General features: G+C 67.0%; 13 protein-coding genes and 1 pseudogene. 2 read left to right on the forward strand and 12 right to left on the reverse strand.

Going from position 1 to position 12,743, the window contains the following annotated elements:
• From ACR2JI_RS15475 to ACR2JI_RS15515, 9 genes are all read right to left on the reverse strand, one after another.
• On the reverse strand, positions 1-1,272 hold a 1,272-nt coding region (locus tag ACR2JI_RS15475; protein WP_526391520.1), incomplete at its 3' end, for an NAD(P)(+) transhydrogenase (Re/Si-specific) subunit beta.
• Positions 1,269-1,598, reverse strand: coding sequence for a proton-translocating transhydrogenase family protein (locus ACR2JI_RS15480; RefSeq protein WP_526391522.1), 330 nt, complete (start codon positions 1,596-1,598; stop codon positions 1,269-1,271). The genes ACR2JI_RS15480 and ACR2JI_RS15475, both read right to left, overlap by 4 nt.
• Positions 1,599-1,607: 9 nt before the next feature.
• The gene (locus ACR2JI_RS15485; RefSeq protein WP_526391524.1) at positions 1,608-2,690 is read right to left on the reverse strand and encodes a Re/Si-specific NAD(P)(+) transhydrogenase subunit alpha; all 1,083 of its coding nucleotides are present in this window, start codon (positions 2,688-2,690) and stop codon (positions 1,608-1,610) included.
• Positions 2,691-2,769: 79 nt separating this feature from the next.
• Positions 2,770-4,017 (reverse strand): sensor histidine kinase, encoded by a 1,248-nt coding sequence (locus tag ACR2JI_RS15490; RefSeq protein WP_526391526.1) that lies wholly within the window; start codon positions 4,015-4,017, stop codon positions 2,770-2,772.
• Positions 4,018-4,019: 2 nt separating this feature from the next.
• Entirely contained in the window at positions 4,020-4,673 is a 654-nt protein-coding gene (locus ACR2JI_RS15495; RefSeq protein WP_526391528.1) for a response regulator transcription factor, read from the reverse strand.
• Between the two features lie 5 nt (positions 4,674-4,678).
• Positions 4,679-6,190, reverse strand: coding sequence for a multicopper oxidase family protein (locus tag ACR2JI_RS15500; protein WP_526391530.1), 1,512 nt, complete (start codon positions 6,188-6,190; stop codon positions 4,679-4,681).
• Positions 6,191-6,197: 7 nt separating this feature from the next.
• Positions 6,198-7,067, reverse strand: coding sequence for a bestrophin family protein (locus tag ACR2JI_RS15505; protein ID WP_526391532.1), 870 nt, complete (start codon positions 7,065-7,067; stop codon positions 6,198-6,200).
• 10 nt (positions 7,068-7,077) lie between these two features.
• Positions 7,078-7,923 carry an SDR family oxidoreductase gene (locus ACR2JI_RS15510; protein ID WP_526391534.1) on the reverse strand — a complete coding sequence of 282 codons (846 nt, stop codon included), beginning with the start codon at positions 7,921-7,923 and terminating at the stop codon, positions 7,078-7,080.
• On the reverse strand, positions 7,916-8,776 hold the full coding sequence (locus ACR2JI_RS15515) for an acyl-CoA thioesterase domain-containing protein (RefSeq protein ID WP_526391536.1): 861 nt from the start codon (positions 8,774-8,776) through the stop codon (positions 7,916-7,918). Before ACR2JI_RS15515 ends, ACR2JI_RS15510 begins: the two co-directional genes overlap by 8 nt.
• Positions 8,777-8,889: 113 nt before the next feature.
• On the opposite strand from ACR2JI_RS15515, the gene ACR2JI_RS15520 reads away from it, so the two are divergent.
• Together ACR2JI_RS15520 and ACR2JI_RS15525 are read left to right on the forward strand one after the other, a co-directional pair.
• Positions 8,890-10,119 carry an acyl-CoA dehydrogenase family protein gene (locus ACR2JI_RS15520; RefSeq protein ID WP_526391538.1) on the forward strand — a complete coding sequence of 410 codons (1,230 nt, stop codon included), beginning with the start codon at positions 8,890-8,892 and terminating at the stop codon, positions 10,117-10,119.
• Positions 10,116-10,943, forward strand: coding sequence for a tyrosine-protein phosphatase (locus ACR2JI_RS15525; protein ID WP_526391540.1), 828 nt, complete (start codon positions 10,116-10,118; stop codon positions 10,941-10,943). The genes ACR2JI_RS15520 and ACR2JI_RS15525 overlap by 4 nt, the downstream gene beginning before the upstream one ends.
• Here the strand turns inward: ACR2JI_RS15525 and ACR2JI_RS15530 are convergent.
• The 3 genes and pseudogenes from ACR2JI_RS15530 to ACR2JI_RS15540 form a co-directional block, all read right to left on the reverse strand.
• Positions 10,932-11,414: a DUF456 family protein gene (locus tag ACR2JI_RS15530; protein WP_526391542.1), complete on the reverse strand. Its 483-nt coding sequence runs from the start codon at positions 11,412-11,414 to the stop codon at positions 10,932-10,934. The genes ACR2JI_RS15525 and ACR2JI_RS15530 overlap by 12 nt on opposite strands.
• Positions 11,411-12,376, reverse strand: a complete 966-nt coding sequence (locus ACR2JI_RS15535; protein ID WP_526391544.1) for an NADPH:quinone oxidoreductase family protein — start codon at positions 12,374-12,376, stop codon at positions 11,411-11,413. The genes ACR2JI_RS15530 and ACR2JI_RS15535 overlap by 4 nt, the downstream gene beginning before the upstream one ends.
• 3 nt (positions 12,377-12,379) lie before the next feature.
• Positions 12,380-12,743 (reverse strand): annotated as a pseudogene (locus ACR2JI_RS15540) (serine/threonine protein kinase); the annotation flags it as partial.

Below are 12,743 nucleotides of genomic sequence, written 5' to 3' on the forward strand. Positions count from 1 at the left end.
GTTGAGGATCGGCATTCCGTAGATCGGACTGGACGGGTCCGTCCGCGCCGCCGGATTGGTGACGTCATTGGCGCCGATCACCAACGTCACGTCGGTGCGCGGGAATTCGCCGTTGATGTCGTCCATTTCCTTCATCGCGTCGTACTCGACGTCGGCCTCGGCCAGCAGCACGTTCATATGGCCCGGCATACGCCCGGCGACCGGGTGGATGGCGAACTTGACCTCCACGCCCTTGGACTCGAGCAGGTCGGCCATCTCCTTGACCGCGTGCTGGGCCTGGGCGACGGCCAGACCGTAACCCGGGACCACGATCACCTGATTGGCGTAGGCCATCTGGATGGCCGCATCGGCCGCCGAGGTGGCTTTGATCGGACCCTGGTCTCCGCCGGCCGGACCGCCCACGTCGTCGGTACCACCGAAGGAACCGAAGACGATCGCCGGGATGGACCGGTTCATCGCCACAGCCATCAGGTTGGTCAGGATGGAACCCGACGCGCCGACGATCATGCCCGCGACGATCATCGCGGTGTTGTTCAGCGCCAATCCGGCTGCGGCCGCTGACAATCCGGTCATCGCGTTGAGCAGCGATATGACCACCGGCATATCGGCGCCACCGATGGGGAACACCACGAACAGACCCATGATGCCCGCGAGCACAAGCAGAAGGACGATCCACCAGACCGAGAGACCCTGGTTCAGGCCGATGTAGACCGCGGCCGCGACGGCGATGATCAGCAGGACGATATTGGCGGCCTGAAAGACCTTGGCACCCTTGACGAATGCCTTCTCGACATTCTTCGGAATGATCGTTTCCTGCAGTTTGGCGAAGGCAACCAGCGATCCCCAGAATGACACCGATCCGATGATCGCGGCGAACAGCGAGCCGACCACCAGTGCTACAGTCGGGATCTGATCGGGCTTGAACTCCGAAAAGCCCTTGGTCTCAATGAATTCCGCCCAGGCGATCAGGGCGACCGTGCCGCCGCCCACACCGTTGAACAGCGCGACCAGTTGCGGCATGGCGGTCATCTTGGTCTTCTTGGCCGGCGGCACACCGAGGATCACACCGATGGCCAGGCCCGCGACGATGAGTATCCAGTTGATCGGCGCCGTGTCGCGGATCTTGATCAGGGTCGCTACGACGGCGATGCCCATGCCGGTGGCGGCGATCCAGTTACCGCGCACCGCCGTCTTGGGTCCGGTCAGACCGGACAGACCGTAGATGAACAGCGAAAAAGCAACGATATAAAGGGCGTCGACGAGGTAGTTCACTTGGTGAGCTCCTTCGCCGCAGCGGGCAGTTCCTTCTTCTTACCCTTGAACATGCCCAGCATGCGGTCGGTCACCAGGAAGCCGCCGATGACGTTGAGGGTGCCGAAGATCAGCGCGATGAAGGCAATGATCCGCACCCCCCAGTGCGCGTCGGCAGGGAGGTTGCCCAGCACCAGCAGTGCACCGAGAACCACGATGCCGTGGATTGCGTTGGTGCCCGACATCAGCGGGGTGTGCAGGGTGTTGGGCACCTTGGAGATGACCGCGAAACCGACGAAACCGGCAAGCACCAGGATCGCGAGATTGGCCAGAAGTTGGGTGTACATGGTCGCCTCTCAGCTTCTCGTCACACATGAGGCCGAGACGACCTCGTCCTCGAAATCCGGTGCGAGTGCGCCGTCTTTGATGAGCAGTTCCAACAGCGAGGTCAGGTTCTTGGAGTACAGCTCGCTGGCGTGTTCGGGCATGGTCGAGGGCAGATTGAGCGGCGAGGCAATGGTGACACCGTGTTTGACGACGGTCTGCCCGGGCTCGGTGAGCTCGCAGTTGCCGCCGGTCTCACCGGCTAGGTCGATGACGACGCTACCCGGCTTCATCCCCTGCACCGCCGCCGCGGTCACCAGGCGGGGCGCCGGGCGGCCGGGCACCAGCGCGGTGGTGATCACGATGTCGAAGCCGCTGATGGCCTCCTCGAGTTTCTTCTGCTGCTGGGCGCGCTCCTCGTCGGTGAGCTCGCGGGCGTAACCGCCCTCTCCGGCGGCGTCGATGCCGACGTCTAGCCACTGGGCGCCCACCGAGCGCACCTGATCGGCAACCTCGGGCCGCACGTCGTACCCGGTGGTGCGGGCGCCGAGCCGCTTGGCGGTCGCCAGTGCCTGCAGGCCGGCCACACCGACACCGAGTACCAGCGCGGTGGCCGGCTTCACGGTCCCCGCCGCGGTGGTCAGCATCGGGAAGAACCGGGTGGACTCGCTGGCGGCCAGTACCACCGCCTTGTATCCGGCAACATTGGCCTGGGAGGACAGTGCGTCCATCGCCTGGGCGCGGGAGATCCGGGGGATCGCCTCGACCGCGAATGCTTGAACCCCAGCCGATTTCAGCGCGCCGATCTGGTTGTCGGCGTTGCGGGGCGCCAGGAATCCGATCAGCGTCTGACCGGACCGCAGCCTGGCCACCTCGGCGGCGCTGGGCGGGGCCACCTTGACCACGACGTCGCACCCCCAGGCGTCGCCGATCGTCGCACCGGCCGCGGTGTAGAGCTCGTCGGGCAACAGCGCCCGCTCGCCGGCACCGGATTCCACCACCACGGCCACTCCGCTGTTCACCAGCGCCGCGATCGCCTTGGGCACCAGGGCCACCCGGCGCTCGTCGGCACCGGACTCGGCGACCACGCCGACGCTCGTCTTGGTTTCTGTCATGGGCTCCTGCGTTGCTTTCTCCACGCGGACGTGCCGGAGGGTGCCGGCGGCTGCAGGACACCCTAACCTCTGGGTGGGGCTATCCCCGAACAGGAGCAGGGAGGATAAGCCCAGTTCCCCCATCCGAGGGATGGACATCGTGGACCGGCTCGTTGGTCATGGTGACCGTGACCGTGGTCCCCGAGCCGGGGGCGGTTTCCAGATCGACCACGCCGCCGAGGGCGGCGATGCCGACCACCAGGGAAGCCAGTCCGATGTGGCCCTCCGCCACCCGACGGGCGAGGACTTCCGGCTCGAATCCGGCGCCATCGTCAGCGACCCGCAACCTCACCCGATCACCGTCGCGGTGCAGGCCGAGTTCCACCCGGGTGGCCCGGGCGTGCTTGGCCACGTTGGCGAGCAGTTCACGAGCGGCCCGGAAGATCATCGCCCGGCACCCGGGTTGCCCGACGTCGTCGATATCGGTCTCAACCGGTATCCCCCAGCGCTGCTCGAACTTGGACACCAGATCGCCCACCGCGGCGGACAGACCGACCTGGTCGAGTACCTGGGGATGCAGCGACGAGACGGTGGTGCGCAGGGCCGTGGCGGATTCCCGCAGGGTGGCATCCAGGCGGTCGAAGCCCTCGTCGGTGGGGTTGGCCCGGAGTTCCTCGAGATCCAGCCGCGCGGCCAGCAGATTCTGCAGCGGGCCGTCGTGCAGCTGCTCGGAGAGTTCGCGGCTGTGCCGCTCGTCGGCCTGCATGGTTTCCGATACCAACCGGCGGCGCACCTCGAGCAGGTTCGCCACCCGCGTCGCGCGCCGCTTGAGGGTGAACGACAACCCGGTCAGTGCGGCCGCCAGCCACAGTAAGCAGCCGACCTGGACGTAGACCACCGCCGGGATGGCGACCATCCGGTCGCGCACCGCATAGATGAACCAGGCGAACAGATATCCGGCCGCCGCGCTCAGACTCAGCGCTGCGGTGATCAGCGGGCTGTCCAGGAATGCCACCGAGATGGGCAGCAGGAAGAAGATCGGCAGTAGCGATGTCGTCGCACCACCGGACACCACACACAAAACGAGAACGAAGATCACGTCGGTGGCAGTCGATGCCCACGGGAACCACCGCCGGGGCTCGACGACGAGGATCGTCACCAGCCAGACCACCGCGACGATCGCGTAGACGCCCAGGATCGCGACGAACACCCCGGCCAGCCAGTGCGCGGTGTGCGTCAGATACACCAGCAGGGCGATCAGGACGATCAACGCCAACCGGAGGAAGGATCGGATCCGCAGCGGCTCACTGGTGAGGAAGTCCAGCAGTCGCTCGACCGCCCTGCGCATCGTTACTCCAGTAGGCCGCGGCGCATGGCCTCGGCCACCGCAGCCGCCCGGTCGCCGACGCCGAGTTTCTCGTACAGCCTCTGCACGTGCGTCTTCACCGTCGAGGGCGCGAGGAACAGTTGCTTGGCGATCATCGGGATGCTGCACCCCTCGGCGATCAGCTTGAGCACCTCACGCTCGCGGCCGCTCAGCGTCGGGCCGGTCGGCTCCGCGCGGCGACGGATCTCGGCGGCCAGACCCGAGGCGAGCTTGGGGTCAAGCACGTCGCGGCCGGCCGCGCAGTCCAGCACCGCGGTGATGATCTCGCTGCGGGAGGACTCCTTGGGCAGGTAGCCGGCCGCGCCCTGCTGCAGAGCGTGATAGACCAACGCGGAGTCGGCGTGTGCCGAGACCAGCAGCACCCGGGTCGGCAGTTCGTCACGCACCACCGCGGCGGCCACCTGGGCGCCGTCCATTCCCGGCATCTGATAGTCCAGCAGGGCAACGTCGGGGGACTCCTTCTGGATCAATTCCAGTGCGGCCGGGCCGTTGTCGGCTTCCCCGACCACCACGACCTGCCCGCTGCTGGCCAGTGCCCGGACCAGTCCCTCGCGGAACAGCGGGTGGTCGTCGGCGACCACCACCCGTACCCGCTGGTTGTTGAACGTCTCGCGCATGCCCGTCAGACCAGGTAATCGAAGGTCGTGAGCATGCCGGCCTCGGCGTGATAGGTGTTGTGGCAGTGCATCGGCCAGTATCCCGGGTTGTCAGCGAGGATGGCGACCTTGACCGTCTGGTTCGGCACCACGATGACGGTGTCCTTGCGAGCGCCCAGTTCGCCCTTGGCGTTGAGCACCGCGAACGTGTGTCCGTGCAGATGCATGGGGTGCCACATCCGGGACTTGTTGGCGAACGTCATGACGGCCTGCTGACCCTGCTTGATGGTCAGTGGCTTGTTGTCCGGGAATGGACCGTTGATACCCCACTGGTACTTGGTGTCCGACGCGGTCAGGTCAGCCTGAATCTCGCTGTCCGCCTTGGACCATTTCAGTTGCGCCTCCGGGGTGGCGGTGAACATGTCGATGACGCCGACGCGGCCGTTGAGTTCGGCCGGTTGGTAGTCCATCGGCGGGACGCTGCCCGCACCGGTGGACAGCAGGGCGCGCGCCTGGGCGTTCTTGCCCTCGGCCAGCGCCACTAGGGGGAAGACGCCGTCGGCGGCGGTCACGATCACGTCGTATCGCTCACCCATGCCGAGCAGCAGCGCATCGACCTCGGTGGGCACCACCGGGAAGCCGTCGGTGTGGGTGACGGTCATCGTGTGCCCGGCCAATGCGACGCGGAAGGCGGTGTCGGAGCCCGCATTGATGAACCGGATCCGGATACGCTGCCCCGGCTTGGCGCTGAACGTCGTTGGCGCCTCAGGGATTCGGCCGTTGATGATGTAGTAGGGGTAGATCACGTCACCTGGATCGCCGCCGAGCAGCGCGCTCTGACCGCCCCCCATTCCACCCATACCGCCGCCCATGGCGCCCATGCCGCCACTCTCGAGGTCCTTGAGGATCTGCTGCGGCGAGCGGCCGACACCGTCGGTCCAGTCGTCCATCATCACGATCCATTCGGCGTCGTAGGACCCGGCGTCCTTCGGGTCGTCGACGATCACCGGAATGTAGAGGCCGGTGTCCAGTTCAACCCCGGTGTGCGGATGCGCCCAGTAGGTGCCGGCGTCCGGGACGGAGAACTTGTAGGTGAACGATGTGTTGGCCGCGATGTTCGGGGTGGCCGGCGGGGCGCCGTCCATATCGTTCTGCAGCGCTATGCCGTGCCAGTGCATCGAGGTGGGCATGGCCAGTTTGTTGTTGACCAGCACTTCGAGTTCGTCGCCGACGTTGGCCCGGATGATCGGACCCGGGATGGTGTCGTCGTAGCCGAGGGTGTTGATCACCTTGCCGCCGATGTCGACGGTCACCGGCCGCGGGTTCAGGGTAGCGTTGACCGTCTTGCCGGTGTGCGGACGGGCCGCCTCGGCGGCCTTGATTGCGGCGTCGAGGCTGCCCGGCACGGCGGTCGGCTGGGTGGTCAGCGTGCTGCCCGCCGGGGTGGCGGTCTTGGCGCATGCGGCCAGGGCGGCCCCGCCGGCGGCGGCCAGGCTGCCGGCCAGGAAGACGCGGCGGTTGAAGGGGGACTTGGTCATGGGTGCCTCATTTCTCCTGAACCAATGCACCACTGGTAGCTTTCCCGGCCGGAAGCTTATCCGGCGGTCCGAGCAGTTCGTTCTGAATCACGGTGCAGAAGCGGTCCATCGTCAGACCGAACGGGCCGGGGGTCATCGGCTTCTCCAGGAAGGAGCCGATCCGCTCGGCCACCACGAACATCGCCATGACCAGGATGCTCACCAGCACGCCGATCCCGCTGTCGTGGCCGGCCACATCGAGCCGGGTGCAGACCATGATCGCAAAGAACCATGCAACCGTACGGATGAAGGCGGCGTAGGGCCACGGGATCGGCTGGTTGCGGATCCGCTCCAGACCGCCCGCCGCCGCGGACTGCGCGGTCATCTGGTTCACCAGCAGAGTCCGGCCCTGACGGTCGATCCAGTCCTTGTTGGCCATATCGCGGATCTCCACAGACTGCGCGGTGAGCAGCTCCCGCGACGTGGCGTCGGCCCGATCCTCGGGGGTCAGCGCTGCGACCCCGGGCCCGGCCGGGACACCGCGCAACTCCGCTGCCAGCTCCCAGGCGTAGCGCACCTGGCGGCGCCGCATCCGGTCGATCACCTCGGCCATCGACTCGGTGCAGTTATCCACGGCGACAAGGGCATTGGCGATCGAGCGGGAGTTGCCGATCATGGTTCCCCACAGGGTTCGCGCCTCCCACCAGCGGTTGTAGGCGCTGCTGTTGCGAAAGCCGATGAAGATGGAGACCACCACGCCCATCAGCGGCACGATCTGCGCCACGCTGGCGTAGGGGACCTTGTCCGAGAGCCACATCATGATGCCGGCAACCACGAGAACCGCCAGCAGATCCCAGCGCAGCATCCACAGCACCGCGCCGGCCGTCCGTAATTTCACCGTTGAGCCCCTATCCCTGCGCCGCGGCCGCGACTGGTTGCCACCGCTCCCAGGTTGCCAGCCGGTCCTCGTACTCCGCTCTGGCCAGCTGGAGCGGGAACTCTCCGAGGAACATGCGCAGCGGCGGGTCTGGATCGTCGACCAGTCTCATGATGGCCTCCGCCGACGCCCCCGGCTCACTATTGAGGCCCATCCGCTCGGCCCGGGCCTGCTCGGAACGGCGGTGCGCCTCGGCGTACTCGGGGTGGTGCGGCGACTGTCCGGCGGAGCCGACCCAGGAGGTGTTGAAACCGCCCGGTTCGACAATGGTGACGCGCACCCCGAACGGCGCGACCTCCCGCGCCAATGACTGGGACAGACCCTCGAGCGCCCACTTCGAGGCGTGATAGGCGCCGAGTTCCGGGAACGCCGTGATTCCGCCGATCGAGGACACCTGGAGGATCCGCCCCTCCCCCTGGCCGCGCAGATAGGGCAGGGCAGCCTGGGCGATCCACAGCGCGCCGAAAAGGTTCGTGTCCAGTTGCGCGCGGAGCTCGGCTTCAGTGAGTTCCTCGACGAAGCCGTAGTGACCGATTCCGGCGTTGTTCACGACGATATCGAGGCGGCCGAAATGGTCGTGGGCCGCTTTGACGGCGGCGATGCACCCGGCCCGGTCGGTGACGTCGAGCCGGATCGGCAGGACCGCATCGCCGTAACCGGCGACCAGGTCGTCCAGGGCAGCGGTGTCGCGGGCGGTGGCGGCCACGTGATCGCCGCGCCGCAGGGCGGCGGTCGCCCACTCCCGGCCCAGACCCCGGGAGGCGCCGGTGATGAACCAGACCCGCGGTCGACTCGTCGTCACGGGGTCATCATCCATGGTTGGCGCTGAAAAGTTCAGATCCCGGGGCACTGACCGTGGTGGCTTCGGCGAAGTCGATCCGGGCCGCCGGATTGGCCAGCGAGGTGACCATCGCGGTGCCGAACGGACCGGCGTCGTCGAACAGGGTGGCGTTGCCGACCGAGACGCCGTCGGCCGCCCACTGCGAATCCGCCTGCACGCCGATGAACTCACTGACCGGCAGCCGCGACAGCGCCACCGTCAGGTCGCCGTTGATGTAGCCGATGCCGGCCGTGCCCAGGTGCGCGACCAGGTTGGTGGCGGCCTCGGAGACGATCACCGCACGAACGAACGGGCTGACCTCCTCGCCGTCGATGACCTCCAGACCGCGGTAGTAGGCGCGCTTGCGCGAGGTGTTCTGGTGGTTCTCGCCCATCGGGGTCCAACCGGCGTCATCGCTGCCGACGAACACCACGTCACCGGCAGCCCCGGTGGGCGGGACGAATTCGGCCTGCGCCGTCCACCCGATGCCGGCCGGGGCCACCGAGCGCCGGTAGGACACCAGGGTGGCCTGCGCGACGATCCAGTCGCCCTGCAGGATGTCGCACTCGGTGTAACGGGCCCGCCGGCCATCCCGGATCACCCGGGTCTGGATGCGGATCGGCATCTGCCGGGCCGGCTTGAGCAGATCAATGGTGAACCGAGCCGGCTGGAAGTCCGGATCACCAAAACGCTGTTCCAAGGTATGGGCGGCCAGTCCGGCGACGGCGGGTCCGCTCAGCAGGCCCTCGCCCCAGTAGCCGGCCGCAGACGGGGTCGGCTCGAAGGTGTCGGCGCCCGCGGCGGTGAAGTAGGCCGGGTAGGTGGTGACGGGGCTCCTGGTGTCATTCATGGGACAACTGTCGCGCCTGCGAACGCCTCGGACCGTCGACCGGTCGGCTCCAACCGTGGGGGACTTCGGTGTCCCCCAATCAGCCGATACCCGCGGCTGTATATCGTGGCGGTATGGATTTTGCCATGTCAGCCAAGGGCGCCGATTACCACAAACGCATGACCGAGTTCATGGCCGACGAGGTGCTTCCGGCGGAGAAGTCGTACGACGAATACCGAGCCGCGGCCGGCCCCGGAGATCACACCGTCCCGCCGGTAGTCGAGGAGTTGAAGGTCAAGGCCAAGGACCGCGGGCTGTGGAACCTGTTCCTGCCGTCGGAGTCGGGGCTGACCTATCTGGAGTACGCGGCCCTGGCCGAGCTATCCGGCTGGAGCACCGAGATCGGCCCCGAGGCCGTCAACTGTGCCGCACCGGACACCGGCAACATGGAGGTGCTGCACATGTTCGGCACCGCCGAACAGAAGAAGCAGTGGCTCGAGCCGCTGCTGGCGGGCGAGATCCGCAGCGGCTTCTCGATGACAGAGCCGGCCGTCGCCTCCTCTGATGCCCGCAACATTCAGACCGAGATCATCCGTGACGGTGACGACTACATCATCAACGGCCGCAAGTGGTGGACATCAGGTGCCATGGATCCGCGCTGCAAGATCCTGATCGTGATGGGCCGCACCAACCCCGACGCGGCCTCGCATCAGCAGCAGTCGATGGTCCTGGTGCCCACCGACACCCCCGGGATCAACATCCTGCGCTCCACGACGGTGTTCGGCTTCCACGATCAACCCGGCCACGCTGAGATCATCTATGACAACGTCCGGGTGCCGGCGTCGAACCTGGTGGCCGAGGAGGGAATGGGCTTCGCCATCGCACAGGCCCGTTTGGGGCCGGGGCGCATCCACCACTGCATGCGCGCGATCGGTGTTGCCGAGCGTGCGCTGGCGCTGATGACCGAACGTGCCCGCACCCGCATCGCATTCGGCAAGCCATTGGCCGAGCAGGGCATGGTCCAGCATCAGATCGCGCTGAGCCGCAACGAGATCGATCAGGCACGGCTGCTGTGCGAGAAGGCCGCTTGGACCATCGACAACCACGGCAACCGGGCGGCGTTCGCTCTAGTGTCACAGATCAAGTCGGTGGCCCCGCAGATGTCCTGCAACGTCATCGACAGGGCCATCCAGGTACACGGTGGGGCTGGAGTGAGTGAAGATTTCCCGCTGGCACGGATGTACAGCTGGCAGCGCGCCATGCGGCTCTTCGACGGTCCTGACGAGGTGCACTTCCGCACCGTCGCAAAGGCCGAACTGGGGCGCGAGCAGAGTGCGATGGCCGCAGCGGTGACGCGGGGGTGAGCAGGACACCGGAGGGGCACGAACAACTTTCCGGCGCATGGAACTTCCGTGACGTCGCCGGGCTGACCGGGGTGCGCCCGGGGCGCCTCTTCCGGTCCAGTGAGCTCAGCAACCTCGATGAGGTCGGCCGCGAACGGATGAACGGTCTGGGCATCAGCGATGTGGCTGATCTGCGATCCCAGGTCGAACTCGAGCGCCGCGGTGCCGGCGCGGTACCCAAGGGTGTTGTGGTACACCATCTTCCGTTCCCGGATCTGTCCCATGCCCATGCCGATGCTCATGCCGATGACGGCGCAGCCCCGCACGAGACCAGCTGGCAGAAGATGATGACGGAGCAATCCGACGAAGAGCCCGCCGAGGCGGCGCGGCGGTGGATGACCCAGGAGTACGAGCGGTTCCCGACCCTGGGCGGGGCACAGCGGGCCGTCCACCTGATCATCACCATGCTTGGCGAGGGACGCCCCGTTCTGGCGCACTGCTTTGCGGGCAAGGACCGCACCGGATTCGCCGTCGCGGTTGCACTGGAGGCCGCCGGCATAGACCGCGACGCGATCCTCGCCGACTATCTGCAGTCCAACGCTGCGGTCAGCTCTCTGCGGGATCGCATCCTGGACTCGGTGCGCAGCCGGGACGGCATGACACCGGAGGTGGCGTCCTTCGCCGAGTCGCGGCTGACCGAGGAGGTACTCGGGGTACGCGAGGAGTATCTGGACAGCGCGCACCGCGTGCTCAACGAAACCTACGGCGGATTGCCGGGCTACCTATCCGCCGCCGGTGTGGCCGCCGACGATATCGCCCGGTTGCGCGCGCAGCTACTGGACTAGCACCCCGGCTACCCAGACCGCGGTGGCCAGCAGACCGCCGGTCAGTTCGACCCCGACCGATAGCAACGCCGCCTTGACCGCGTGCACAGTCGACGCCCAGGCGCGTCGCTGATCGCGGCGGTGAGCCAACTCGGCGAGATAAACACCCAGAACGAAACCGACCAGCAGGCCCGCCAACGGGATGACGAAGAACCCGATGATGCCACCCACCGCCCCGGCGGCCATCGTCGCGCCACTGACGTCAGCGGCCCGCATCCGCTTGGCAGGCCACAGGTATTTGATCAGCAGCGTGCCGCCAAGGATCGCGGTGACCACACCGAGAACAACCCAGGCTGAGTTGGTGCCCACAACGAAGGCCCAGACCGCGATGGCCGCCCAGACCAGCAGGGTTCCGGGCAGCAGCGGCACCAGAATGCCGACCAGGCCGACGGCGATGGCCACCGCGACTCCGATCAGTCCGCCGGTGCTCACGGCTCCAGGATCACCTTGCCGTACACGCCGCCGGCCGCCAGGCTCTCCAGCGCGGCGCGGCCCTCGGCGAGGGCATAGCGCTGCGGCGCAGGCGGTTTGAGACCCTTGGCGACAAGATCGTTGAGCCCGCCGATGACCTCGGCCTGCACCTCCGGCTTGGCGGTGACGAACTCGCGCCAGCCGCCCCCGAGTACCCCGACATTGCGCAGCAGCAGCCGGTTGACCTTGATGCTCGGGATACCGCCGGCGGCGAAGCCGAGCACCACCAAACGACCCTCGATGGCCAGCGCCCGGATTGCTTCGTCGAATGGTTCCCCGCCGACGGGGTCGACCGCCACGTCGGCTCCGTGGCCGCCGGTGTGCTCGCGCACCGCCGCCGACCAGCCTGGCGTCATCGGCAGCACCACGTCGGCGCCAAGACCGGTGACGTAATCGCGGGCCTTGTCGCGGTGCACCACCGCCACGACCGTGGCGCCCAAGGCCTTCGCCACCTGAATGGCGGCGGTGCCCACACCACCGGCTGCACCAAGCACCAGCACCGTCTCACCGGGCTGAAGAACGGCCCGGCGCTTCAGCGCGAAATACGCCGTCACATAGTTGACCAACAGCGAAACCGCTTGGCCGTCATCAAGTTCCGGCGGCGTATGCATCGCCGAGGTCAGAGGGACGGCGGCCTGTTCGGCATAGCCACCCAGCATCGTCATCCCGCAGACCCGGTCGCCCTGCGCGAAACCGGAACCCTCCGGTGCCGAACGCACCACACCCGCCACCTCGGTACCCGGAATGAAGGGCGGCTCCAGCTTCAGTTGGTATTGGCCGCCGATCAGCAACAGGTCCGGATAGCAGACACCCGCGGCCCGCACATCGACAATGACCGCGTGCGGTGATGGCTGCGGTTCTGGAACATCGGTGTAGATCAGGCCCGGTGGTCCGCAGAGCTCCTGAGCGACAAGAGCTTTCACGTACTACAGCTTGAATGCGGCAGGCTTGGGCACCGACAGGTCGTCGATCTGGGACCAGTTTGCAGCCACATCGTCAACGGTCGGCACATGATCGAAGGTCACGCCGTCGTTCTGGAACAGCGCGGCGCGCTGCACCTTGCCACCGCCGACGATGAACACCGACGCGCTGTCCGGCACCTCTTCGGTGCACAGGTAGGCGACCACCGGGGCGACGTACTCCGGGGTGAGCTTCTTGAAAACCTCCGGCGGGAGGATGTCCTCGGTCATCCGGGTGGCGGCGATGGGGGCCAGCGCGTTGGCCTTGATGTTGTACTTCGCGCCCTCCTGGGCGAGTGTGTTGATCAGGCCGACCAGGCCGAGCTTGGCG

Origin of the sequence: Mycobacterium sp. (assembly GCF_051006775.1) — a bacterium.
Lineage (GTDB): Bacteria > Actinomycetota > Actinomycetes > Mycobacteriales > Mycobacteriaceae > Mycobacterium.